This window comes from Flavobacterium sp. (genome assembly GCF_047602195.1).
Taxonomy (GTDB): Bacteria; Bacteroidota; Bacteroidia; order Flavobacteriales; family Flavobacteriaceae; genus Flavobacterium.
In genome coordinates, this window is record NZ_JASGHW010000002.1 from 271354 (window position 1) to 297426 (window position 26073).

The window sequence follows — 26073 nt, forward strand, 5'->3', positions numbered from 1 at the left end:
AGGGTTAATTTCCAAAGTTGTAACGCAACGTAAATCCGGCCCTGATGTTCGTGATCGGGAACGAAGTGGAAATTACCGCTTTAGAGAACGAATGGTCGTAATAGAAAATCGCCGTCAGGTTTTTGCTGAACGAATAATCGGCGGTCAACTTGGCCGACCACATGTTTTGCCCGCCCGACAACTGGTTGTTGTCGTAATCGAGGTAACGCACGATCGTCTCGCTGTTTCTATAAGATCCATCCAATTTGATGTTGATGTCGCTCTTGATGATGCCATTCGGGTTATCGGCCAGACGTGTCGAAATGATCACGTCCTTGATGCGGTAGCCAAAACCAACCACATATTCCACGCCTTTGACTTCGGTGAGCAAGTTGTTGTCGAAACTCATCGACAGCGCACGGTCTTTCTTCATTTCGGCCAACACCTTGAACGAGTTCTTGAATTCCATATCGATACGCATCAGTGGGCTGAACTGCTCGACAAGGTTGATGTTCTGGATAATGGTCTTGTTGTACAGGTTTCCGCCGGCATCCACATTCAAGCTGCCATCGGCTTTTCTGCCGCTTGGCGCTTTGTCATATTCGAAGTTCGAACGGAACGCATTGATCGTATACGAAGCCTTGTAGCTGTTCTGGACAGAGAAACGTTTGAAACGATCCTTGAAGAATTTGTAACGCATGAGCCCGCTGTACTTGATCGTCCAGTTCGGGATCGGGATGTCGCGGAAGGCATCGAGTGATATTTTCTTGGTGTCCTCACCTGCCGCCCCGCTGATCAAACCGGTATAGGCCGACAAGAACGATGGGATCAAGACCGCCTGGTTGTTTTTTCCGAAACCTACCGGATAACCGAGGTTGTTCTGGTAAATGTTGTAGTTCGGATCGGCTGGGTCGGTCGGAAGCTGGTACTGGCCTTCACCATATCTCGGCACATTGGATGTCCCATAGAATTGTTCGGCCAAACGGTTCGCGATGATGAGTCGGTTGTTCTTGAAATCCTCAAACGCCGAAGATTTGATTTCGTCGCTGGTCTTGAACGCGGTCGAAAGCATCACGGTCGAAATCGAGAAGTTACCGAATGAATACGGCGCACGTGAATTGTACTGTCCATCTTCGGAAACGTCAAACTGCTCCGAATAATTTTCCACATAGGTGCGATCGGCATTGAGGTCAATCTTGAAATCCGGGAACAAATCCACATTGGCCGTCATGTTGAGCGTCTTGCTGCTGATGGCCGTATAGTTCTGGTTGAAATCCTGGTAATTGGTCAAATAACCCGCCTTGGCCGCTTCGTAACGCACGTCGTCCTGCGAACCGAATACGAATCCGAGCGTCGGCTTGGACGAACCAAAGAAGCCCAATCCCGGCAAATAGCCCGGCAGGACCGTTCCGCGGTTTTCAGTATAATTGACTTGAATGTTCTTGACCGAAGTCGCGATGCCAATCAATCCGTCGAGGAAAATATTGCCTTGGTTGGCCGCAGGCTGTGCCGTATTGGTCACTTTTTCGCCTGGCTTTGGTGCCTTGGCCGGCTGTGCATTTCGGGCCGGTGTTTTCGGTTTCTTGGTCAGGCCGATGTATTTATAGAATGCATCCATGTTCAAGGTCGTGTTGAGCTTGTGCGAGGCGGCATTCTGGATCGTGTTACCGAGGTTGTACTTGACCCCGTCGACTTCCACTTCGGACAAGGCCACCGACGCCCTTTGCCAACTGTAATCACCGGTATAGGAATAGGTCGACTTCAGGAACGACAAGGCCGGAATCTTATTGATCGGCAGGTCATAATTGACGACAATCTGTTGCGAGTGCTGGTTCGGGTCACCCACATTCCAGTAATCGTCCCAAATTGTCACCGTATTGTCCGGTTCGTTGTTTTCCTTCATGTAGTTGCGGACGATGTTGCTCGAAGTCGCCGTATAATTGACTTTGAGCGCCTTGGTCAAATTGTAATTGAAACCGTATTGGTAATTGAACAAGAAATTCCTTCTGTACAACGGATCGAGCGGGATGCCCTGCACATCGATCTGGCGGAACTGCTGCTTGTTGTATTGGCGCGTGATGTTCGTACTGAACGTGATATTCGACGGCAAATAATTGAAATTGAAATCGCTGAGCATTTTCCAATAATCGCTTTTCTTGAAGAACTTGCTTTTCTTGAACGGTTCGATCGTTTTCGGCTGGAAACTGAACGCATAATCCACCGTGGTGGTGACCTGCTGGTCGCGGAAATTCTCGATCTCGAAATTGTGGCGGTTCACTTCATTGTACGAGTACGAAAGCGTAAGGTTTTCCGGGTCGTAGATGTGTGGTTTCTGTTCGGCACCGCGTTCCTTTCGCACCCCAATGAAGTTGATGCTTTGGCGTTTGGTGTAATCGATCGCACGGTTCTCGATGATGTCTTTTTCATTCTTATCGGCCGTTACATCAAGCACCTGATCGAGTTTGATGTCCTGGTTGAACGGATCGTATTCCGGCGTGATTTTCTCCTCGCCCACCCCGTAATTGAACGGCAGGTTGATGCCCCATTTCTTCGGAAGCAATTTGCCGAGGTTCAAGTTGGTCACGATGTTGTATTGTTGCAAGTCTTCACGGCTGCGCTCATTCGGGCCTTGCTCGAGCGTACCAAAGCCAACCGTACTGATTTTACCTGTCGCCGAAACTGTCGCGAAATCGGCAATATTACCATCGATGTTGACCACTGCGGCCATACCGCCGTTGTTGTCCATTTCGGCCAGACGCAATTCGTTGAACCAAACCTCGCCTCGGATGTTGGGACTGTCCGGACCGACAGGCAATCCGTTCTTGACCCCGACCATGAGCGTACGCACCAAACCGAAATTCGGATTCCCGCGCACCCCAATCTTGAGTTTGCCTTGTCTTGAATTATCGAGTTGGTTTTCGGTCATATAGAAGATTTGCCCCGGTGCCAATGGCCCGGCACTTCTTGATAAAATCTTGAGTTGCGTGAGCAAAGACAAAGGCATGTCGATTTCGTTCGAGACCGGCCAAACCAATTCTGCAATCGAGGCGCCCGGAAGCGTCACATCGAGCGGAATCTCAATCTGGTAAAAGTTTTCGGTAAAATCGTTACCGAAACGGATGAAGCCGACCATTTGACCATTGTCCAAAGGCGACGGATCATCGGTGATGGCTTCGGCGTGCAGGAACATCTTGAGTTTCTTGAACTGGCGCATGTCTACGCTGACGTTCTTGAACACCGCCCTTGAATCGCCCGGCTGCAAACCGTCGCCGTTGACACGCAAAGCCAAGGCTTGTTCGTTCTGGTTGATCAGTGTATTGTTGTTGTACAACTGTTCGCGTTGAACCCCCGGAGGCGACACATAACGGATCGGCTCTCTTTCGGAATTCTCCTGGATGTTGACCGATTCTACGTCGAAATCGGTACCGTCGTCATCCGGATTGATGTCACCTGGCTCGAGTGACGAGGTATACCTTCTCCATTCGCCACGGACCAAATCGAGTGCCCCGAAACGGATCGTGATCGGTCTTTGGAAACCGGTCATGAACATCCTCATGAAGCGGATCGAAGTGAAATCGGAAATCGGTCCGACCTTGTTTTCAAACTGCGCAATCGGAATCTTGAACTGGATCCATCGTCCCGGCGTGGTCTCGCTTGGCGCTTCCGAACCCGGAATCGGTGCGACGATTGGCTGGACGTTGGTGATGTAAGGCGATAAGGCGCCCACTTGCATGTTCGGGAAAATATCGACGTGGTATTCGTAATAGGCGTCGATTTCGTCCATGGTATTGTCACGGTTGATGTCTTCTACATCCGGAACCGTCGTGTTTCCGCGGTTCGAATCCGATACATTGACCGGTGAGTTGCCTTGCAATCCGTTGTAGTTTTTGTAGCGCTCGAGTACGTTTCCGGTCGCTGCCAGGAAATACTGGTAGTTGTCCCCCGCAGGGTCATTGGCCGGGCCGTTGGTGTAGATGGCGGCTTCTTCGAAATCGTTCAAGCCGTCAAGCCCGACATCCTGTACGCTGCGGTTGCCTTCATTGGTGTCGAACGCATACACGAGCGACTGCGAATAGGGCAATTTACCCCAAATCGTTGCGATGGTTTGTTGTGCACCGCCGGCTTCAGGCAAACCGTTTTCGAATTGTTTCCTGCGGTCCTTGAGGATGTCTTCCGAAATCGAACCGAGGTTGAAGAAAATACGGCCCGTATTGGTCGGATCGTTGTCATTGCCAATCCCGTTGTAACCCACATAAGGGTCGAGCATCCAAAACTGGATGTATTCCACGTTGCCCTGTTCAAAGTTGGTCGAGCTCAGCGCGCGCGTGACTCCACCGAAGTTGTCTTGCGGCGCATCGGCCCCAAAAGTCGGACTGTTGTTGTACATTCCCCTTTCTTGCGGATAATAGGTCAAATCGAGTGTCGGTACGGTGACCAATTGGCCGACCGCGATATCGGTATTCGGATACAATTCCGTACTCAAAATCTGTCTCGTATTGTTCCATGAAATGTCGTCTACGCTGATGCCGCCCGGTCTTTGTGCATAGAAAATCGGGTCAATGGTATACCAGTTCAAACGCGCACGCTTGTAACCATAACTCAAATCGTTTGCATTACCGCCGAAATCAGGATACAGATTCGGGTCGCCGATGCGTTTGATCGGGGTCGCCGACAAGTACCAGGAAGAAGGCGTGCGCAAATCGATCGTGGTTTGCGAACCCTCAAAGTCATCCACATATAAAGTAGACTCGCCATTGAATTGGTCGGCTTTCGGGGTATCGGGTTTCAGGAAAGCGATTTCCCCACGGAACGAGAAGTTCGACGGCACATCGGTATCGATGTTCGGCAATTTGTTGACCATTCGCGTCAGGAACGGAACTTCTGTCGAATAGTTCGCATTGAATCCGTAAATCGTGTTGTTGACCGATTCCTGGCCATAGCTCGATTTCTGTGTAAACGGTTTTTCGGTCATCTTGAGGAACGTACCGCCGATGATGAAATTCTCTGAGAATTTGTGCTCGACATTGAATCCCCAGAACCTTCTGGTCTGCTGACCAAAAGTTGAATTGTTTTCGACCGAAACCTGGATCGGCGTATTCGAAGCCTGCAAAGCCGGATCCAAAATCTGGACACGACCGGCTTGGTAATTCACGCTGTAATCCACACCTTCCACGAGCACACGTCCGCCGGCAGTTACGACCACCGATCCACGCGGCACGTTGAACGCCCCGATCGGGATGCCGTCGCCGCCCGATGACTTGAATTTACCGCGCAATTGGTACTTGTTCTTGTCGCTGTCCTGCAATGCCTGCGATTGGGTTTTGCGGTACAGGCTTTTGAAAACGTATTTTCTTTGGTTGTCGTTGTAGTCGATCAGGGAAGCCTGGTCGCCGTTATAACTTTCCGTATTGTTCAATCGGAGTTTTTCGAAAATGGTCTTACCGAATGGTTCGACTGTCGTAAAGATTAATCGGCCATTTTGTTGGTCGACGGTCAAGCCCGGAAGGAAATCGAAGAAACCGTCACCGCCGGCCTGTGGGTCGTTGTTGTAGTTGAGTTTATCGACGTCGAATACCTTGAGCAACGGTGTTTCGGCCACACGGTCTTCGGGCAACGGATTCGACGGGAACGGTGTCCCGAGCACCGGGCTGATGTAATTGAGTGGCGACGGATCGGCGTACAAAATGTTGAATCGGAAATCTTCCTGTTCCAATTGGTAAGCCCCAGGAATCTGGTAGATGTTTTTCATCATCAAGTTCCAGATCGGCGCCTCGACATTGGTCAAGCTGCTCTTGAGCAATTTGAGGACCAGCGTTTGCGAAGTCACGGTTTCGGGCTGTCCGGTATCGGGATTGGTCGGTCCGACTTGTGTGGCATCGACGCCATCGTTCCCGAATTCACCGACTTGGTACACGGTTGAACCGATGGTGTACTGGTAGGCCACGGCCAAAATTTCGTCGTTGTTCAAACGCTGCTGCAACGAGATGTAACCGAGCTGCGGATGGAACGTATACTCGTTCGCGGTCAACTTTCGCGCATTTTCGAGCTTCGAATAATCCTGTCCCTGCACCGGAACCACACCGGTAAAACCAGCATCAGCCGTCGCGATTTCACGGATGGCCGGATTCAGGATACCATTACCGCTGGTAATCAATCCCGGGTTGTATTTGTTGTTCTTGTTGTCGACCGGCGAATCAGGTGCTGCCACGAAGAAGTTCGATGGCGGTGCGGCCGGCGAATTCACGATCACGAGTTGGTTGTCCGGAATCAAGGTATTCGATGTCGGATCGGTAAGTCGCGATTCCCCCAAATCCTGGAGCGCGATGATGTTCCTCAGGTTGTTGTTGGTCGTATTGATCCGGTTCTGCTTGTTGGTGATCCAAACCTCGATACGCGTGATCTGCACACGGCTGTCGATGAACGGATAGTTCTTGAGCGACTGGTCGTATTTGTTTCTGAAATATTGCGAGAGGAAGAAATGTCGGTCATTGTCGTATTCCAAGGCAAAGAAATCAAAGTCCTGTACCGTCGATCCGCCTTGGGCCGTCACGGTTTTGGTTTGCGATTTCTGTTCCGAAAACACCCCGGTAATGGTCGTCCTTCCGAACTGCAATTGCGCCTTGACCCCAAACAAGCTCTGCGCGCCACGGATCAATGAACTGTTGAGCGGCAAACTCACGTTACCGACCTCGATTTTCTGGATGATGTCGTCCTCGGTAGGCGTGTATTCGAGCTTGATCAGGTTTTGGAACGCAAAAGTCGATTCAGTGTCGTAGTTCGCCGTCACGCCCAATCGGGTCCCGACTTTCCCCATCAAACTCATGCTGATCCTTTGGTCAAAATCGAAGGTGGTCGTCGAACGGTTTCGCGGTGAAAAAGCCGGATTGTCCTGTTTGGTGTAACGAACGCCTAAGTCAATTTCTACCGAACCTGTCGGTTTGACATCTATCGTATTGCTACCAAAAATCGTCTCGAAGAAACCAGAGTTGATGTAGTACCTGGGCAACAAATCTTTCTTGGCATCGGCCGTCCCTTCTTTTTTGCCATCGATCGCATCCGATTTTTTCTGGAAATACTTGCGCATTGACTCGCGCAACACGAGTTCGTCGTATTCGGCCGGTGTTAAGATAATCGGATAATTGATGTTGAATCCATCGACCGAATGGGTATAAATATAACGGTTCGTGACCGGGTCATAGGTATAAGCTTCAATAATACTTGGTGGATTCTGCATTTGCAGCGCACCAACCGTGTAACCTGTCTTTACGGAATCCTGGACTTCTTCGTCCGTTTCTTCGTCAACCTGTGCGTGCAAACCAAAACTGCATAGAAAAACCAGGGCAAAACCAGTGATTTTCAATAGCGATTCGATTTTGTTTATGTAGAATGTTTTCAAGAATTATAAATTTTTTAATGCCTGTTTGATAATCATTTCGACAGTGGCCTCCGGACTGTCTTTTGCGATGCGGTCTACGACTTTCTCTGCCAATTTTTTGTTAAAGCCCAAAACCTCCAAAGCAGATAACGCCTCATCCTTGTTTGTATTGTTTGCCGTCATCGAAACTTCGTCCAAATCATAGACTTTTAACACTTTGTCCTTGAGGTCGAGGATGGCGCGCTGTGCGGTCTTGTTCCCGATTCCCTTGATCGATTGGATGGTTCCGATATCGCCCACGGCCAATGCCTGGATGATCTGTTTGGGCTCGAGCGAAGACAACATCGTTCGCGCGATTCCCGCACCAATACCGGAAACCGACAGCAACATCTTGAAGATTTCGCGCTCCGATTTTTCGACGAATCCGAACAACGTATGCGCGTCTTCCTTGATCTGTAAATACGTAAAAAGCTTGATGTTTTCGGTCTTGGGAAGTAAGGAATACGTATGAAGTGAAATGTTAACGTGGTAGCCAACGCCACCACAATCAATCACGACTTCGGTCGGCGTTTTTTCAACTAATTTCCCTTGTAAATGTGCTATCATCGCTCTGTTAAAGTAATCCCAAATATAGCAAAAATCTTTAATTGGGGTAATTTTCGGTTAGATCTGCTAAATTTTTACCTGAAGGTTGCGGATGCGTTTGTGTTTTTCCTGCGCATCGACCACGGCGACGGCTGCCATATTGACCATTTCCTCGACACTTGCACCGAGCTGGAAAATGTGCACCGGCTTCTCCATGCCCAGCATAATCGGGCCTACCGAGTCTACCTTGTACAATTCCTTGAGCATTTTGTAGGTGATGTTGGCCGCTTCCAAATTCGGAAAAATGAGCGTATTGACTTTCTTGCCTGCGAGTTTTGAAAACGGGAATTTGGCCTTGAGCATATCGGCGTTGAGTGCGAAATCGGCTTGGATTTCCCCGTCGACGATCAAATCCGGATAGTATTTGTGCAGGTAAGCGACCGATTCGCGCACTTTCGACGCATTCGGATCGGCCGACGAACCAAAATTCGAAAACGACACCATCGCAATGACCGGTTCCATCCCGAACATGCGGACGGTCTTGGCCGTCATGAGCGCAATCTTCGCCAAATCGTCCGAGCTTGGATCAGGATTGATGGCCGTATCCGACAGGAACATCGGCCCGCGGTTGGTCATCATCATATTGGTCGTCGCGATGATCGAAATCCCCGGCGCCTTGCCAATGAGTTGCATCATCGGTTTAACGACCGACGGATAACTGCGCGAATAACCCGTCACCAGCGCATCGGCCTCACCTTCATTGACCATCATCGCGGCGAAATAATTGCGTTCGCGCATCCATTTCTGTGCATCGAGCAACGAAATGCCACGGCGTTGCCTGGCTTTCCAGAAAATCTCGGCATAGCGCAGTCGACGCTGGTCTTCTTCTTTGGTTTTCGGATCATAGATGGGCACTTCGGCATCGAAACCGAGTTCTTCCTTGAGTTCGAGAATCACTTCGCGGTTCCCAAGCAAAATCGGGTAACCGATGCCTTCTTCGAGTACGATTTGTGCAGCCTTGAGCACATCGAGGTGGTCCGCTTCGGCGAACACTACACGTTTGGGTTCGGTGCGCGCACGGTTGGTCAGCAAACGCACCATCTTGTTGTCGGAGCCCAACCGTTCGAGCAATTCTTCTTCGTATTTTTCCCAATCGGTAATCGGATGCAGAGCCACCCCCGAATCCATCGCCGCCTTGGCCACCGCCGGGGCGACCATCGTGATCAAACGCGGATCGAACGGTTTGGGGATGATGTATTCGCGCCCGAAAATAAGCTTGGTCTCGCCATAAGCGATGTTGACCTGCTCGGGCACCGATTCCTTGGCCAACGCCGCCAACGATTTGACGGCCGCCATTTTCATTTCTTCGTTGATCTTGGTCGCGCGCACATCGAGTGCTCCGCGGAAAATGTATGGGAAACCTAGTACGTTGTTGACCTGGTTCGGATGGTCCGAACGGCCCGTGGCCATGATGATGTCTTTTCTGGTCGCTACGGCCAAATCGTAATCGATTTCGGGAACCGGGTTCGCCATCGCGAATACGATCGGGTTGTCGGCCATGGTAAGCAACATTTCTGGGGTCAGGATGTTTCCGGCAGAAAGCCCGAGGAAAATATCAGCGCCGACCATCGCTTCGGCCAGTGTATAATTGTCCTTGATGTTTTTGGCATATCTTTTTTGGAGCGACGACAAATCGCTACGGTCGTTGGTAAGCACGCCGTCTTTGTCGAACATGATGATGTTTTCGACCTTAACGCCGAGCAGAATGTACAAGTTGGCACAAGCCAAGGCCGCCGAACCCGCACCGGAGACGACAATTTTGACATCTTCGACTTTCTTTCCGGCAAGTTCAAGCGCGTTGATGAGCGCCGCCGAGGAAATGATTGCCGTGCCGTGCTGGTCATCGTGCATGACCGGAATATTGAGTTCTTCGACGAGTCGTCTTTCGATTTCAAAAGACTCGGGCGCCTTGATGTCCTCGAGGTTGATGCCGCCGAATGTCGGGGCGATGTTCTTGACGGTTTCGACGAATTGGTCGATGTTCTTCGCGTCGATTTCGATGTCGAACACGTCGATGTCGGCGAAAATCTTAAACAGCAACCCTTTTCCTTCCATGACCGGCTTGGAGGCTTCGGGACCGATGTCGCCCAGACCAAGCACTGCGGTTCCGTTGGTGATTACCGCGACAAGGTTTCCTTTTGCGGTGTATTTGTAGACGTTGTTGACGTCTTTGGCAATTTCGAGACAGGGCTCGGCCACACCCGGCGAATAAGCGAGTGACAAATCCCTTTGCGTGGCGTATTTCTTGGTTGGGACAACCTTGATTTTTCCCGGTTGCGGTTTGGCGTGGTATAGTAAAGCTTCTCTTCTTTTGCTGTTTCTGTTCATAGCGCTGGATTTATTCCGACTTACAAAGGTAACCGTCTCGGTGTAAAAAGGAAACTTTTATGGGTTAATTGTTGTTTTTGTTGGCCACGAATTCACGAATTTCTTTTTTGCCATTTATTAAACCTTCGTTTATTTCCTCTGCAGTTATCCATTTGAAGTTAACGTTGCGAAAATCGAAATTCGCGTCTTGATCTTAAATCTTATAAATGAAATTAAAAAAATGTACCTGGAAGGTAGTTATGGTAATTTCCCTATTTACTAAAAAATCCCTGCAATTGGATTGATAGCAGAAAATTATAATTCGTGAATTCGCGGCCAATCACCAAGTTTTCGCAACTATTGCTTAAGAAAATCGATGTTGCGCCGGAGCCCATCGAGTTTGGTTCGCTTGACCGCCGAGTTTTTGAAAACGGCACGAAAAGTCTCCTCGGTGATTTCTTCCCAATCTTTTTTGGACATCGAAAGCAGTTCGGGATTGGGGTTGAAAAGCGGTTCGGCATGTGGCTTGGAAAAGCGGTTCCACGGACACACATCCTGGCATACATCGCAACCGAAAGCCCAATCGTCAAACTTTCCTTTCATGTCCATCGGGATGTTCTCCTTGAGTTCAATCGTGAAATAGGAAATGCATTTGCTGCCGTCTACCACATAAGGCGCGACAATGGCTTGGGTCGGGCAGGCATCGAGACAGGCGGTGCACGAACCGCAATGGTCGGTCGTGGCGTGGTCGTAATCGAGTTCGAGATCGATGATGAGTTCGGCGATGAAGTAAAACGAGCCCGTCGATTTGGTAATGAGGTTCGAATTCTTGCCGATCCAACCGAGCCCACTTTTGGCTGCCCAGGCTTTATCAAGTACAGGGGCCGAATCGACAAAGGCGCGACCCGAAACTTCCCCGATTTCATTTTGGATCGAAAACAACAATTCCTTTAATTTCTCTTTGATGACGAAATGGTAATCCTGTCCGTAGGCGTATTTGGAGATTTTATAGGATTCGGTGTTTTGACTTTCGGACGGATAATAGTTGAGCAATAATGAAATCACGCTTTTGGAATCATCAACGAGTTTGGTTGGGTCGAGGCGTTTGTCGAAATGGTTCTCCATGTAGGCCATCTGGCCGTGCATGTGGTTGTTGAGCCAAGCTTCTAATCGCGGCGCTTCCTGTTCGAGAAAACCCGCCTTGGAAATCCCACACGACAAAAACCCCAAACGTTGGGCTTCGGACTTGATGAACTGCGTGTATTTGGATTTGTTGTCGATCATTTCAAACGCAAAGATAACGAAGAAGCGTGATGGTTCGCCAAGACTTCGTTTGGATGCGGGTTTGCGTTAGGGATAGAGGCAAGCACCGTGTGCAGCCGATAGCCCGGTGGCGGCGTAGCCAAATGCGTTAGCTTTTGGTGAGCCGACGAACGCCCTAAAACAATCCGCCTTGAATGTTGGTGTTGATTTTACCCAAGTGACGGTACGCCTTCTCAGTCACTTCACGGCCACGAGGCGTGCGAATAATAAAACCTTCCTGGATCAGGAACGGTTCGTAGACTTCCTCGATGGTTTCACCGCTCTCGGAAACGGCGGTCGCCAAAGTAGACAAACCGACCGGGCCGCCCTTGAACTTGTCGATGATGGTATGGAGTATTCTGTTGTCCATTTCGTCGAGTCCGTGTGCGTCTACGTTGAGTGCCTTGAGCGCGTATTTGGCGATTTCGATATCGATCTTGCCATTGCCCTTGATTTGGGCAAAATCGCGTACACGGCGCAACAAGGCATTGGCGATACGCGGCGTACCACGGCTGCGGCCGGCAATTTCAATCGCGGCCTCCATGGTGATGGGCATTTTGAGGATGGACGAACTTCTTTGGACAATGGTCGTCAGGAGTTCGGTGGTGTAATATTGGAGTCGGCTTTGGATCCCGAAACGCGCACGCATCGGGGCGGTCAAAAGTCCCGAACGTGTGGTCGCACCGACGAGTGTGAAGGGATTGAGGTTGATTTGTACCGTACGTGCATTCGGACCCGATTCGATCATGATGTCGATCTTGAAATCTTCCATGGCCGAGTACAGGTATTCCTCTACAATCGGGCTGAGCCGGTGGATTTCGTCGATGAACAAAACATCGCGTTCATCGAGGTTCGTGAGCAAACCGGCCAAATCGCCCGGTTTGTCCAAAACCGGCCCTGAAGTAATCTTGATGCCAACACCGAGTTCATTCGCGAGAATGTTCGCCAAGGTCGTCTTGCCGAGTCCGGGTGGACCGTGGAACAACGTATGGTCGAGCGCATCGGCACGCAAATTCGCGGCCTCTACAAACACGCGCAAATTGTCGAGCACTTGATCCTGTCCAGAGAAATCATCGAACGACAACGGCCGCAACCTCTTTTCGAGGTCGAGTTCGTCGGAATTGTAACGGTTGCTGGTTGGATCTAGATTTTCATTCATGGGGCAAAGATAGCCAAATCGGTTTTACATTTGGTAGCCTTCGGACAAAATGGAATGCCATTCGGGATGGTCGTTGACATAGGCCACAACAAACGAACATTGCGGGACCAGTATCCAGTGTTGCTTTTTGATGTAGCCCAATGTTTGTCGGATCAATTCGGAGGCGATGCCGTTGCCGCGCAACGATTGGGGCACTTCTGTGTGCGTCAGGTAAATCTTTTGGCCTTCGGTGAAATATTCGACAAAAGCTACCTGGTCATCGATTTGGAATTCAAACTGATGTTCGGTTTTGTTATGTCTCAATTGATGCATTACCCGATATGATAACCGTTGGCCAGAAGGAATTCCCATCCGGGATTGCGCTTAAGATATGCCGCGACAAACGGACACAATGGTGCCAACTTAAAGTTGTTGTCTTTGAGGTAATTCAAGGTTTGCTCTACGATATTTTTGCCGACGCCTTTTCCGCCAAGCGCGGCTGGCACTTCGGTATGGGTCAGGTACATGACATGGTCCTTGTCAATGAGGTATTCGATAAAGGCGGTATGGCCGTCGACTTCGAGTTCGAAGCGCTTCTTTTCTTCGTTGCGGAATAATTGGTTATCCATTGTTTGATTTTTGAGCGTTGATGTAAAAACTTAAGGCACCCGAGGGGCATTTGCTGACCTGATCCATGATTTCTTTTGAAGTCGCCGCCTGTTCTTTGATCCATGGCTTTTCCCTGGGTTGGAAAACCTTGGGCAATCCCTTGGCGCAGATGGCAGAATGGATGCACAAATCGGGCTTCCATACAATCGTTACTTCTCCGTTCGAATATTCTTTGGTCATGGCGTTTGATTTATTTCCTATAAAAATACGAAATTCAAACCATAAAAAAAGCCTTTCGCGTGAAAGGCTTTTGTATTTGCAGGAAAGGATTAGTGGTGCAATTCCTCTTCTCCTTCTTTCATCGGGATGTGCTGCGGAACGAAATCCTCATCATGACCCGGTTTGCTGTAATCGTATGGCCAACGGTGTACTTCTGGAATGTCTCCAGGCCAGTTGCCGTGGATGTGTTCGATTGGTGCCGTCCACTCCAATGTAGTCGAACGCCATGGGTTTTGAACTGTTCTCTTTCCGTAGAAAATGCTGCTGAAGAAGTTGTACAGGAACACCAATTGGAATGCGCCTCCGACCAAAGCGAAAGTCGTAATCAATACGTTGACGTTCTGCAAATCGTCGAACAATGGGAAGTTGGTATTGGTGTAATAACGTCTTGGAAGACCTGCCAAACCAATGAAGTGCATCGGGAAGAATACGCCATAGGCACAAACAGTCGTTACCCAGAAGTGAACATATCCGAGGTTTTTGTTGAGCATTCTTCCGAACATTTTTGGATACCAGTGGTAGATACCCGCGAACATTCCGTAGAGGGCAGAAATACCCATTACGAGGTGGAAGTGCGCGACAACGAAATACGTATCGTGAACGTTGATGTCCAAAGTTGAATCCCCGAGGATGATACCCGTCAAACCACCAGTGATGAACGTTGAAACGAATCCCATTGAGTACAACATCGCAGGGTTCATCTGCAAGTTTCCTTTCCACAAAGTCGTGATCCAGTTGAAGGCTTTTACCGCAGACGGAATCGCAATGAGCAAAGTGGTAAACGTAAACACCGATCCGAGGAACGGGTTCATACCCGACATAAACATGTGGTGGCCCCAAACGATGGTCGACAAGAACGCAATCGCGAGGATTGACATGATCATCGCACGGTAACCGAAAATCGGTTTGCGCGAGTTGGTGGCCATGATCTCAGAAACGAGACCCATCGCAGGCAAGATAACGATGTATACTTCCGGGTGACCGAGGAACCAGAACAGGTGCTCGAACAATACCGGTGAACCGCCTTGGTAGTGCAAAACTTCTCCGGCGATGTAGATGTCAGAAAGGAAGAATGAGGTTCCGAAACTTCTGTCCATGATCAGCAACAAAGCTGCCGACAAAAGAACCGGGAACGAGATGATACCGATGATGGCTGTGATGAAGAACGCCCAAACCGTCAGTGGCAAACGTGTCATGGACATGCCTTTGGTACGCAAGTTCAAAACCGTTACGACATAGTTCAACGATCCCATCAAAGACGAAGCGATGAAAACCGCCATAGAGACCAACCACAATGTCATCCCTGCACCTGAACCGCCAATGGCTTGAGGCAAGGCAGAAAGCGGTGGATAAATCGTCCAACCTGCCGATGCCGGCCCTGATTCAACGAACAAGGAGCAAACCATGATGACCGATGATGTAAAGAACAACCAGTACGAAATCATGTTCAGGAATCCGGATGCCATGTCTCGGGCACCAATCTGCAGCGGAATCAATAAGTTACTAAAAGTACCGCTCAAACCGGCCGTCAATACGAAGAAAACCATGATGGTTCCGTGGATGGTAACGAGTGCGAGGTACATGTCGTTGGTCATCACGCCGTTTGGTGCGTGGTCGCCCAGGAAGAAGCTGAATACTTTGAAAGATTCTTCGGGCCAAGCCAACTGCATTCTGAAAAGCATTGACATACCCACACCGATAACCCCCATGATAATACCTGTAATCAAGTATTGCTTGGCGATCATCTTGTGATCGATACTGAAGATGTATTTCGTTATAAAAGTATCCTTATGGTGGTGTTCGTGGCCGTGATCGTGTGCATGGTCATGTGAATGATCGTGATCGTGTCCGTGGTCGTGAGCTACTGCTGACATATATGTTTACTTTAAATTTCTTGAATTAATTATTTGGCTGCAACTGCCGTTTTGGCAACTGCAGTGGTATCTTTTGCTTTGGCAGTCGTATCGGCGGCGGCAGGTGCACCTTCAGCCGGAGCCGGAGCCGCGTTGGCCGCTTTTACTTCTTCGATGAGGGTTGGTTTCTCGGCCAGCCATTTCTTGAAATCTTCTGGGGTATCGACCACCACTTTCATTTGCATGTTGTAGTGCGAAGAACCACAGATTTTATTACAAAGCAATAAATAATCAAAAGTGTAAGGATCCAATGGAGATTCGCCTTTGGCAATCAAATCCTGGCTTTTCTTGGCGCGGATTTCGTTGATGTGGGCTACTTTTTCCTGCATGAAATCCATGTTGCGCATTTCTTCGGTCGTGTAGATCGGTTCGAAAGCGAATTGGGTTACCATCCCCGGTACACAGTTCATCTGTGCGCGGAAGTGCGGGAAATAAGCCGAGTGCAATACGTCCTGCGAACGCATCTTGAACAAAACTTTCACGCCTTTCGGGAGGTGCAATTCAGAAACCACTTTGTCGTCCTGTGCGTTTGGATCGGCAAGGTCCACACCCAAAGTGTTTACGCCTTCGATGTAACGAACGTTGGCTTTACCCAAAACGTCGTCTTCGCCTGAGTAACGCGCCGTCCATTTGAACTGTTGGGCGTACAATTCTACGACCATCACCTTTTCTTCTTTTTCGTTGACGAACATGATGTTGGTCCAAGCGTACAATCCGTAGAGGATGAGTCCTGCGAGAACAACTGCCGGGATTACCGACCAGATGAATTCGAGTTTGTCGTTATCGGCAAAATACAATGCCTTTTGGTCTTGTTTTCCTCTGTATTTGAAAGCAAAGTAGTGCAACAAAGCTTGGGTAATCGTCTGAACGATGAAAATCAAAACCCAAGTAATATTCATCAGGTTGTCTACCAATCCACCGTGGGCAGAAGCTGGCGTATGGAGTACCAAATGGCCCCATTTGAGCAAACTGTATATAGTGAGGACGTAGATGAAACCCAGCATGGCAAACATCAAATATCCTTGGATATTATTATCCTTGTCATTGGCTACCTGCGAGTTATTTGAATTGGCGCCAACTTGTGTCAAATCAAATATTTTAGTCAACTGCCACAAGGCAACAGCCAATAAAACTAAAACTATAATTACCAACAAACTTGTCATCTGTTTTCTGCTTTTAAATATTAATAATGAAAATGTTTACTTTCTTCGATGAACGGATTGCGCTTAGGCATCAGCGGCACTTTGGTCAATGCGGTGAACACTACAAAAATGAACAATCCGAGGAAGAAACATACCGAAGCAATCTCAGGGATTCCGATGAACCACTGGTCACCTACCGTTGCCGGCATAATCATGTTGAAGAAATCAACGTAGTGTCCGCACAAGATGACGGTTCCAGCCATCACGAGTACCCAAGTGATTCTCTTGAAATCGGTGTTGATCAAAATCAGGATCGGGAACACGAAGTTCATCACGACCGCACCCCAGAACGGAACAGTGTAATCGTTGATACGGGTTACGAAATAGGTTACCTCTTCAGGAATGTTTGCGTACCAAATCAACATAAATTGCGAGAACCAAAGGTACGTCCAGAATACGCTGATACCGAACATGAACTTGGCCAAATCATGGATGTGGCTTGTGTTGACATGCTCCAAATAGCCTTTTCCTTTCAGGTACAAAGTAATCATACAGATGGTGGTGATGCCGCTTACGAAGAAACTCGCGAAAACGTACCATCCGAACAAAGTCGAGAACCAGTGCGGGTCAACCGACATGATCCAGTCCCAAGACATGATCGACTCGGTTACGATAAAGAACACGAGGAATCCAGCCGACATCTTGAACACTTTTTTGTAATTGCTGTCGTCGTTGGCTTCGTCTTGCGCCAATTGTCCTTTTCTGGCAAAGTGACGGTAGAGGTTCCATCCGATTAAGAAAATAGCCGCACGGATCAACCAGAACGATACGTTCAGGTAACCTGATTTACCGGCGATAAGTTTGTCGTAATTTTCATGTCCCGGAGTCGTTACCCCATCGGCCATCCAAACGAACAAGTGGTTCACATGGAAAGCGCAAAGCAACAATACTACGAAGAAAATGACCGAAGCCACCGGCAAGTAAGCCGTGATGCCTTCCATCACACGGAACAATACCGGAGACCATCCGGCCTGTGCCACTTGTTGGATCGCATAGAATGCCAATACACCCATAGAAATCAACAGGAAGAAAATACAAGCCACGTACAAAGCAGCCCATGGTTTGTTTTGCAACTGGTGCAATACGTGGTGCAAGTGCTTTTCGTGCTCGGCGTGTGCATCGTGCACTTCTGCTACAGCCTTACGGCTCGAAAGAAGACGGCTCGAAATTATTGTTATGCGAATCTGCAACCGCTGTTGCAGGAACAACTGAAATCGTATCTACATGTACCGAATCGAGGTTTTTGTCTGCAACGTTTGCCGCAACCGCCGGAGCAGCGTGGGCAGCGGTATCAGCGTGCGCTTCATGGTTGTCATTTGCCTGGGCTGGTTTTGCAGCTTCGTGAGATTCGTGACCTTCGGCAGCGGCAGCTTCATGATGACCTTCGGTCTCGTGGCCTTTGGCTTCATGTCCGGCAGCTTCACCGTGACCGCCTCCGTGGCCATGGCTTTCTGCAGCCAGGATTTGCTCCACGTCCTGTATAGTTTTGGGTGCAGTTAAAAAACCATATCCTATCCCGAGCAGTCCGACCACCATCAGGATAAAAGAAAATGTTTTTAATTTACTTGAAAATGTGTACATATCTATTACGATCAGTTTGTTCTACAATTCTTATTTGTTTTTGAGTTCCATCACATAAGCCGCCACCAACCAACGTTCGTGTTTGCTCAATTGATTCGCGTGTGAACCCATGGCGTTCAATCCGTAGGTTTCTACGTGGAACACGCTGCCTTCGGTGATGACCCTGTCTTTATAGCTTGGTACCCCGAGGAATTTCTCTTGCTTGACCAATTTCCCTTTTCCGTCACCGGCCGTTCCGTGGCAGATGGCGCAGTAGATTTCGAAAAGTCCTTTCGCTTTTTCCATGTCTTTTTCCGACAATGGTCCCAGCGGAGATTTCAAATTGGCTTTGGCCGCTTCGTATCCGGCAGTGGTGTTGGGATACTCATACACGTCGAATCCTCTGTTGATGGTATTCGCCGGCGGAAGCTGTCCTTCTTTACCGTTCTTGAAAGCATTAGACTCGGAATAGGTTTCGTATCCTGCCGATTCATACATGTTTGGCATGTACTGGTAGTTTGGCTTCTTGGTGTTTTGACACGAAGTAGCGAAAATGGCGATACCTGCTAAAAGTACTATGTTATATACCTTTTTCATATCTGTGATTAATGCTTTTCGATTACTTTAACTTCAACCGCTCCAGTCTTCTCAAAGAATGAAACGAGGTCATTTTCGTTATTGTTCACGGCAACTTCCATCAAGAAGTGGTCGTCTGTTGTTCTTACATCCGGGTTTTCGGCTTGTTTGAAAGGCCACATACGGCTTCTCATGTAAAACGTGATCACCATCAAGTGTGCCGCAAAGAATACGGTCATCTCGAACATTACCGGAACGAAAGCCGGCATGTTCTGGATGTAGCTGAAACTTGGCTTACCACCAATGTCCTGTGGCCAATCCGAAATCATGATGTTGTTCATCATCCAAGTCGCAGTCGATAAACCGATACAGCCGTAGATGAAAGCGCAGATCGCCAAACGGGTTGGTTCGAGTCCCATCGCCTTGTCGAGTCCGTGAACCGGAAACGGCGTGTAGATTTCTTCAATATGGTGATGGGCTTTGCGCGTTTGTTTTACGGCGTCCATCAAGACATCATCGTCATTATAAATGGCGTGTATAACTTTATTAGTGCTCATGATGTGAATGTTTATTAGCTTCTCTTTCTCTCTTATAGTTTTCTCCCGAAGTTTTCAAGATCGTCTTCACCTCTGCCTGTGCAATTACAGGGAAAGTACGTGCATAGAGCAAGAACAATACGAAGAAGAATCCGATGGTTCCGATGAAGATTCCGATGTCAATAAAGGTTGGCGAGAACATCGTCCATGAAGATGGCAGGTAATCGCGGTGCAATGAAGTCACGATGATTACGAAACGCTCAAACCACATACCGATGTTTACCACAATCGAGATAACGAAAGAGAACATGATGCTCGTTCTTAATTTTTTGAACCACATGAACTGTGGAGAGAATACGTTGCAAGTCATCATCGACCAGTAAGCCCACCAGTAAGGACCGGTTGCACGGTTCAAGAACGCATACTGTTCGTACTCTACGCCCGAATACCAAGCGATGAACAACTCAGTGATGTAAGCCACACCTACGATTGATCCGGTGATCATGATGATGATGTTCATCAATTCGATGTGCTGCAAAGTAATGTAAGCTTCCATGTTGCACACTTTTCTCATGATGATGAGGAGTGTGTTTACCATCGCAAACCCTGAGAATACCGCTCCGGCAACGAAGTACGGCGGGAAGATGGTGGTGTGCCATCCCGGAATGACCGAGGTAGCAAAGTCGAAGGATACGATTGTGTGTACCGAAAGTACGAGTGGCGTAGCGAGACCTGCGAGTACCAAAGATACTTCTTCAAAACGCTGCCAGTCTTTGGCCCTTCCTGACCATCCGAAAGAAAGGATGGTGTAAATTCTTTTTGTGAATGGTGTGATGGCTCTGTCGCGGAGCATGGCGAAATCGGGCAAAAGTCCTGTCCACCAGAATACGAGTGATACCGAAAGGTAAGTCGAAATCGCAAATACGTCCCAAAGGAGCGGTGAGTTGAAGTTCACCCAAAGCGACCCGAATTGGTTCGGAATCGGAAGCGTCCAGTAAGCGAGCCAAGGACGACCCATGTGGATGATCGGGAACAAACCAGCCTGAACTACCGAGAAAATCGTCATCGCCTCAGCCGAACGGTTGATCGCCATTCTCCACTTCTGGCGGAACAACAAGAGTACGGCCGAGATCAGCGTTCCCGCGTGACCAATACCTACCCACCAAACGAAGTTGGTAATATCCCAAGCCCATCCAACGGTTTTATTCAATCCCCAGGTTCCGATACCGGTAGAGATGGTGTATACGATACAACCAACTCCCCAAAGGAACGCGGTTAATGCAATTAAAAATACTGTCCACCATTGTTTGTTAGCCCTTCCTTCAACAGGCGCGGCTATGTCTACTGTTACATCGTGATAAGATTTATCACCAATAACTAAAGGTTTTCTAATGGGTGCTTCGTAGTGAGACGACATAATCCTTTATATTGTTTGCTTATTAATTTACTTGTTACTAGGTATTTCTGACTTTGACGTGGTAGAATACGTTAGGCTTGGTTCCCACGTGCTCGAGCAAGTGGTACATCCTTTCGTTTTCTGCCAATTTAGCCACGGCACTTTCCTTATCGTTTACATCACCGAACACCATCGCACCGCTGCTGCAAGCTGCAGAACAAGCGCAGGCATTGTTGAATTCATCTTTGGCAACCGGTCTTCCTTCGCGCTTGGCTTGGAGGATTACGGCTTGCGTAGACTGGATACAGAAAGAACATTTTTCCATTACCCCGCGTGAACGAACGTTTACGTCTGGGTTCAATACCATTCTTCCGAGATCATCGTTCATGTTGTAATCGAATTCGCTGTTTCCGTTGTAGAGGAACCAGTTGAAACGACGTACTTTGTATGGACAGTTGTTTGCACAGTAACGGGTACCGATACAACGGTTGTAAGCCATGTGGTTGTGACCTTGACGCGAGTGCGACGTTGCCGCTACCGGACAAACCGTTTCACATGGTGCGTGGTTACAGTGCTGACACATTACCGGTTGGAAAGATACCTGCGGGTTGTCGTTCGGGTGCTCCATTTGGCCGAAACCGCCCAACGAACCTTTTTCGCCGAACAATCCGTCGAAGTTTTCTTTTTTCTCGTTGTCTTCTGCGAAAGTATCTTCAGAAGAATAGTAACGGTCGATACGCAACCAGTGCATATCACGGCTTCTTCTTACTTCCGATTTACCCACTACAGGGACGTTGTTTTCGGCGTGGCAAGCGATGACGCAAGCCCCACAACCTGTACAAGCATTGAGATCGATCGACAAGTTGAAGTGGTGCCCTACCGAACGGTCGAACGATTCCCACAAATCTACTTTTGTCGCAGCCACTTCTTCGTGATCCAAAGACACCACCGGCTGTGGATTCCAAACCTCGGCATTTTTAGAATTGAAAATCTCCAAGGTCGTTTCCTTGATAATGTCTCCACGGCCCATCAGGGTTTTCTGTCCTTGAACACAAGCAAACTCGTGCTCCCCAGACGCCTTCTTGATCGATGCCGATTGTACATTACTAAATCCTTTGTATAAAGTGTAGGCGTTAACCCCTACTTTCATTTCTTCTTTCATCGACTCCTTGCGGCCGTAACCCAAAGAAAGTCCAATGGTTCCAACGGCTTGTCCTGGCTGGATGATTACCGGTACATTTGGCAACGCAACACCATCCACGACGAGGTCGGCATAGCTACCGTTCAAACCACCGTTGGCTACGATTTCGTTGGTCAAGTCCAACTTCTCGGCATCGGCTCTGGAAACCGTTACGTAGTTGTCCCAAGACACACGTGTAATCGGATCCGGGAATTCCTGCAACCATGGGTTGTTGGCCTGTTGCCCATCTCCCATACCGGTTTTGGTATAGAGGTTCAATTCGAAGTTGCCCGCCGATTTGGAAGCCGCCAAAGCAGCAGCCGCAGCCGCGAAATTGGCACCGCCAGTACTTGTAGCAGCCGAAGCAGCGCCTACATGAATACCATCGTGCAATACTTTATTCCAAGCAGCCCCGGCAGTGATGTCAGAAGCCGTCGCTTTCAAATAATCGTAATAGGTTCCCGCAGCACCATTCCAAGACATCAAAGCCTCCTGGAATTGCTTAGTATTGAACAACGGACGAATCGTCGGCTGCGTCAAGCTGTAGGTTCCTTTGGTGATCATCACATCACCCCAAGATTCGAGGTAGTGTGGTGCCGCAGCAGCGATAGTCGTTGCCGAAGCTGTTTCGTCTTCTCTCAAAGAGAACGAAACCGAAGTTTTCACTTTTTTGAGCGCTTCCTTGAATTCCTTGCCATTTGGCAAAGTATACACCGGGTTAACGCCACTCATGATCAACGTCTGGACATTGCCTGCCTTCATGTCGTTGATCAATTGCGCCACTTTTGCATTGGATCCTTTGCGGATTTGACGCGTTCCAACCGTAGTGAACGCCGCACTTTGCAACGCTTGGTTGATGGCCAAGACGAGCAATTGCGCATTTTTATCTTCAATCCCCGAAACGAGTACTCCGGCACTTCCGGCAGCCTTCAATTGCTGGGCCGCTTTGTTCACCGCGTCTTCGTTGGCGATTTTTCCAGTGCCTACTGCAGAACCAGTAATCACGTTGTATATTTTTACCAAGGCTTGTTTCTGATCGGCAACCGACATCGCAACGCGTTTGTCAGCAGCAGCACCAGACAAGGTCATGTTCGCCTCAAACTGGATGTGGCGCGACATTTTCCCGTTTCTTGGAATCCTGCCTTGCGCATAGCCTGAATCGTAGCTTCCGCCTTGCCAATCTCCAAGGAAATCAGCACCAACAGAAACAATCGTCGAAGCTTTTCCGAAATCATAATCCACCAACGCTCTTTCGCCATAAGCCATCTCGAACGCATCGAGTGTCTCAGAAGAAGAAACCGCATCGTAAACGACGTGCTTGGCTGTTGGGTTTTTGGCAAGGAATTCCGCGATCAACTTTTCGGTCGACGGGCTCGCCAAGGTATTGGTAAGAAGCACAATGGGTCCGCCTGCAGCTACAGCCGATTTGATTTTGGCATCGACGTCTGACCAAGAAGCAGCTTTGCCGCCGATTTTTGGCTCCTTGAGACGCATACTGTCATACATAGACAAAACAGAAGCATGGATTCTCGCATTGGCTGCGAACTTCGCCCCTGGCATCGTGTTGTTTTCAATCTTGATCGGTCGGCCTTCACGGGTCTTGATCAACAGGTTTGCAAAATCAAACCCGTCGAAAACAGAAGTCGCATAATAATCCCAAACCCCTGGGATGATTTGCTCCGGCTGAACCACGTAAGGTATAGACTTGTGTACCGGACCTTCGCAGGCAGCCAAAGTAGCAGCAGCCGTGCTGAATCCGACGTACTTTAAGAAATCACGTCTTGAAGTATTTGAACCTGACAAAGCTTCCTTGTCGCCAAGAAATTCATCCGTTGGGATTTCTTCTACAAATTCGTTATTTCTAAGCGCCTCAACAATAGAGCTGTTTTCGTTTAGCTCCTCAACACTTTTCCAGTATTTTTTGTTTGATGACATCGTATATAAATATTAGCTTCTTAATTATTTTCTGTTTAATCGGTTATTCGGTTAATCGTTGATTCTGTTAAACAAATCCACGGTTAAACAAATTTCTAGTAGTGGCACTTACCGCACTCGAGACCTCCCATTTGCGCCGCAGTCAATTTGTCTACGCCGTATTTCTTGGACAGTTCTTCGTGAATTTTAGTGTAGTATTCGTTGCCTTCCATCTTGACATCGGTTTTTCTGTGGCAATCCACACACCAGCCCATCGTGAGCGGCGAGAATTGCTTCATGAGTTCGAATTCCTGTACCGGGCCGTGACAAGTCTGACACTCGATTCCAGCCACCGAAACGTGCTGAGAGTGATTGAAGTAAACGAAATCAGGCAAGTTGTGGATGCGCACCCATTTCACCGGTTGTGTTTTTCCGGTATACGTTTGCGTCGCTTTATCCCAACCCACTGCCGCATACAATTTCGCAATCTCACCGTCGTAGAACGCCTTGGTATGCTCAGCAGTCGCCGTAGTATCGGAAACCTCAGAGATGTTTTTGTGGCAGTTCATACAAACGTTCAAAGAAGGAATACCGGCATTCTTGCTCACACGCGCCGCAGAGTGGCAGTATTTACAATCGATACCGTTGCTTCCGGCGTGGATTCTGTGTGAATAGTGGATTGGCTGGATCGGTTCGTAGTTTTGGTCTACACCGACCTGCATCGCCCATCCGTAGAACAGGTAACCCGCAGTCAGCAACAAGAAAATTGAAGATACCAACACCAGGAATTGGTTTTTGGCAAATGCTTTCCAAATCGGCAATTTGGCTTCTTTCGGCTCTGCTTCGATACCGTTGGCCTTGGCCACTTTCGAAAGCACATTGTTCACCATGACCAACATAACCACCAAAATCAGCAACACAAAACCAAGCACACCGAGGATCATGTTGCTTGAAACGCCGCTGTCTGCAGCAGCAGTTCCCGGAGGCCCTGCAGTTGTGTTTTTATCTTTTGCCGGAGCAGGCTCAGAAGTATAGGCGATGATGTTGTCGATATCCGCTTCAGACAATTGCGGGAACGCCGTCATTACCTTCTGACCGTTGTCGGCAAAAAGTTTTACTGCAGCAGCATCGCCCGATTTGATCATATCGGAACTGTTGTGGATCCATTTGTACAACCAGGCTTTTTCGTGCTTTTCGGCTACGTTTCTGAGCGCCGGACCGGTTGAAGCAGCATCAAGTTTGTGACAGGCCGCACAGTTCGCGTTGAAAAGCGCCTTCCCCTGAACCGGGTCACCCGCGCCAGCAGCAGGAGCCGCGGCAGCAGGAGCAGCAGTTGCAGCCGCCGGAGCAGCATCTTGAGCCATTGAAGTGAAGGAGAACGTTAACAGGGCAAAACTTAAGAACAGCGCCCTTGAAATCGAATTATGGTTACCCACTTTTTTCATATTCTAAATGATTATCGACTAGATTTGGTATGATTTTTAGAACGCGATGGCCCAAAAAATGCACACTTGTTTTAAAAACTTGCACAAAAATACGACTTATGAGCTATTCTCAAAACCTTAAAATAGTCTTAAATATCAATTTATATTAATTCTAAATAATATTTTTAATCCCACTTTATTCATTAAATAGTACATTTGTATTAAAATCACCGCATTATGAGATTCTTAACAATTCGAAACCTTTTTTTGGTCGCTTTTTTGGCCCTTTTTTCTACGCCAGATTTATTTGCGCAGGACGGCAATATGACAGTCAGCCAAGACCCAAAATTTGAACAGTTGCTCAACGAAAAAAGAAAAATAAATTCGTCGATTACCGTCAACGACCGCTACAAAATCCAGATCTACAACGGGGAAAGCGAAACCGCCAAAAAAACGCTCGGTGATTTCAGGCAAAACTTCAAAAATTTCGACGGCACCATCGTTTTCAGCACGCCGACTTACAAGGTTTGGATCGGTAACTTCAAGTCACGGATCGAAGCCGAACGCAACCTCGCCGAAGTCAAAAAGAAATACCCGAATGCGTTTTTGATTAAGCCGAATAAATAGTGCCCGAGTGCCTGAGAAAAGCACACAAAATAAGAAAACACGAAAAAAAAAGCGTCCCAATTGGGACGCTTTTTTTTTTCACAAACCTAGAAAAATCAGGCGCTAAGACAC

Annotated in this window: 16 protein-coding genes and 1 pseudogene; 1 reads left to right on the forward strand and 16 read right to left on the reverse strand. The window is 48.4% G+C overall.

Annotation, left to right across the window (positions count from 1 at the left end; genetic code table 11):
- Window positions 1-4 precede the first annotated feature (4 nt).
- From sprA to QM717_RS02295, 16 genes and pseudogenes are all read right to left on the reverse strand, one after another.
- Complete coding sequence (gene sprA, locus QM717_RS02220) at window positions 5-7375, reverse strand: cell surface protein SprA (protein WP_415034399.1); 7371 nt, start codon at window positions 7373-7375, stop codon at window positions 5-7.
- Window positions 7376-7378: 3 nt separating this feature from the next.
- On the reverse strand, window positions 7379-7960 hold the full coding sequence (gene ruvA, locus QM717_RS02225; protein WP_415034401.1) for a Holliday junction branch migration protein RuvA: 582 nt from the start codon (window positions 7958-7960) through the stop codon (window positions 7379-7381).
- Window positions 7961-8026: 66 nt separating this feature from the next.
- The gene (locus QM717_RS02230; protein ID WP_415034403.1) at window positions 8027-10327 is read right to left on the reverse strand and encodes an NADP-dependent malic enzyme; all 2301 of its coding nucleotides are present in this window, start codon (window positions 10325-10327) and stop codon (window positions 8027-8029) included.
- A gap of 336 nt (window positions 10328-10663) precedes the next feature.
- A complete protein-coding gene (gene queG, locus QM717_RS02235; RefSeq protein WP_415034405.1) occupies window positions 10664-11590 on the reverse strand; it encodes a tRNA epoxyqueuosine(34) reductase QueG in 927 nt (308 codons plus the stop codon).
- A gap of 154 nt (window positions 11591-11744) precedes the next feature.
- Complete coding sequence (gene ruvB, locus QM717_RS02240; RefSeq protein ID WP_415034407.1) at window positions 11745-12767, reverse strand: Holliday junction branch migration DNA helicase RuvB; 1023 nt, start codon at window positions 12765-12767, stop codon at window positions 11745-11747.
- A 24-nt stretch (window positions 12768-12791) separates the two neighbouring features.
- Window positions 12792-13070, reverse strand: a complete 279-nt coding sequence (locus QM717_RS02245) for a GNAT family N-acetyltransferase (protein WP_415034409.1) — start codon at window positions 13068-13070, stop codon at window positions 12792-12794.
- Between the two features lie 8 nt (window positions 13071-13078).
- The gene (locus QM717_RS02250) at window positions 13079-13375 is read right to left on the reverse strand and encodes a GNAT family N-acetyltransferase (RefSeq protein WP_415034411.1); all 297 of its coding nucleotides are present in this window, start codon (window positions 13373-13375) and stop codon (window positions 13079-13081) included.
- Window positions 13368-13595, reverse strand: a complete 228-nt coding sequence (locus QM717_RS02255) for a (4Fe-4S)-binding protein (protein ID WP_415034413.1) — start codon at window positions 13593-13595, stop codon at window positions 13368-13370. Before QM717_RS02255 ends, QM717_RS02250 begins: the two co-directional genes overlap by 8 nt.
- 89 nt (window positions 13596-13684) lie before the next feature.
- Complete coding sequence (locus QM717_RS02260) at window positions 13685-15508, reverse strand: cytochrome c oxidase subunit I (RefSeq protein WP_415034415.1); 1824 nt, start codon at window positions 15506-15508, stop codon at window positions 13685-13687.
- A gap of 29 nt (window positions 15509-15537) precedes the next feature.
- The gene (locus QM717_RS02265) at window positions 15538-16710 is read right to left on the reverse strand and encodes a cytochrome c oxidase subunit II (RefSeq protein WP_415034417.1); all 1173 of its coding nucleotides are present in this window, start codon (window positions 16708-16710) and stop codon (window positions 15538-15540) included.
- A 20-nt stretch (window positions 16711-16730) separates the two neighbouring features.
- Window positions 16731-18330 (reverse strand): annotated as a pseudogene (locus QM717_RS02270) (quinol:cytochrome C oxidoreductase).
- A 30-nt stretch (window positions 18331-18360) separates the two neighbouring features.
- Window positions 18361-18906 carry a c-type cytochrome gene (locus tag QM717_RS02275; RefSeq protein ID WP_415034419.1) on the reverse strand — a complete coding sequence of 182 codons (546 nt, stop codon included), beginning with the start codon at window positions 18904-18906 and terminating at the stop codon, window positions 18361-18363.
- Between the two features lie 8 nt (window positions 18907-18914).
- Complete coding sequence (locus QM717_RS02280) at window positions 18915-19442, reverse strand: DUF3341 domain-containing protein (protein ID WP_415034421.1); 528 nt, start codon at window positions 19440-19442, stop codon at window positions 18915-18917.
- Entirely contained in the window at window positions 19432-20838 is a 1407-nt protein-coding gene (nrfD, locus tag QM717_RS02285; RefSeq protein ID WP_415034423.1) for an NrfD/PsrC family molybdoenzyme membrane anchor subunit, read from the reverse strand. Before nrfD ends, QM717_RS02280 begins: the two co-directional genes overlap by 11 nt.
- A gap of 37 nt (window positions 20839-20875) precedes the next feature.
- Window positions 20876-23932, reverse strand: a complete 3057-nt coding sequence (locus QM717_RS02290) for a TAT-variant-translocated molybdopterin oxidoreductase (protein ID WP_415034425.1) — start codon at window positions 23930-23932, stop codon at window positions 20876-20878.
- 95 nt (window positions 23933-24027) lie between these two features.
- On the reverse strand, window positions 24028-25356 hold the full coding sequence (locus QM717_RS02295; RefSeq protein ID WP_415034427.1) for a c-type cytochrome: 1329 nt from the start codon (window positions 25354-25356) through the stop codon (window positions 24028-24030).
- A gap of 216 nt (window positions 25357-25572) precedes the next feature.
- On the opposite strand from QM717_RS02295, the gene QM717_RS02300 reads away from it, so the two are divergent.
- On the forward strand, window positions 25573-25962 hold the full coding sequence (locus QM717_RS02300) for an SPOR domain-containing protein (RefSeq protein ID WP_415034429.1): 390 nt from the start codon (window positions 25573-25575) through the stop codon (window positions 25960-25962).
- Window positions 25963-26073 lie beyond the last annotated feature (111 nt).

Coding starts and splice junctions, on each gene's coding strand:
- QM717_RS02290 (WP_415034425.1), bottom strand. CDS start 23,932: ATGTCATCAAACAAAAAATACTGGAAAAGTGTTGAGGAGCTAAACGAA.
- QM717_RS02265 (WP_415034417.1), bottom strand. CDS start 16,710: ATGACAAGTTTGTTGGTAATTATAGTTTTAGTTTTATTGGCTGTTGCC.
- QM717_RS02275 (WP_415034419.1), bottom strand. CDS start 18,906: ATGAAAAAGGTATATAACATAGTACTTTTAGCAGGTATCGCCATTTTC.
- QM717_RS02250 (WP_415034411.1), bottom strand. CDS start 13,375: ATGGATAACCAATTATTCCGCAACGAAGAAAAGAAGCGCTTCGAACTC.
- QM717_RS02230 (WP_415034403.1), bottom strand. CDS start 10,327: ATGAACAGAAACAGCAAAAGAAGAGAAGCTTTACTATACCACGCCAAA.
- ruvB (WP_415034407.1), bottom strand. CDS start 12,767: ATGAATGAAAATCTAGATCCAACCAGCAACCGTTACAATTCCGACGAA.
- nrfD (WP_415034423.1), bottom strand. CDS start 20,838: ATGTCGTCTCACTACGAAGCACCCATTAGAAAACCTTTAGTTATTGGT.
- queG (WP_415034405.1), bottom strand. CDS start 11,590: ATGATCGACAACAAATCCAAATACACGCAGTTCATCAAGTCCGAAGCC.
- QM717_RS02280 (WP_415034421.1), bottom strand. CDS start 19,442: ATGAGCACTAATAAAGTTATACACGCCATTTATAATGACGATGATGTC.
- ruvA (WP_415034401.1), bottom strand. CDS start 7,960: ATGATAGCACATTTACAAGGGAAATTAGTTGAAAAAACGCCGACCGAA.
- QM717_RS02260 (WP_415034415.1), bottom strand. CDS start 15,508: ATGTCAGCAGTAGCTCACGACCACGGACACGATCACGATCATTCACAT.
- QM717_RS02255 (WP_415034413.1), bottom strand. CDS start 13,595: ATGACCAAAGAATATTCGAACGGAGAAGTAACGATTGTATGGAAGCCC.
- QM717_RS02300 (WP_415034429.1), top strand. CDS start 25,573: ATGAGATTCTTAACAATTCGAAACCTTTTTTTGGTCGCTTTTTTGGCC.
- QM717_RS02295 (WP_415034427.1), bottom strand. CDS start 25,356: ATGAAAAAAGTGGGTAACCATAATTCGATTTCAAGGGCGCTGTTCTTA.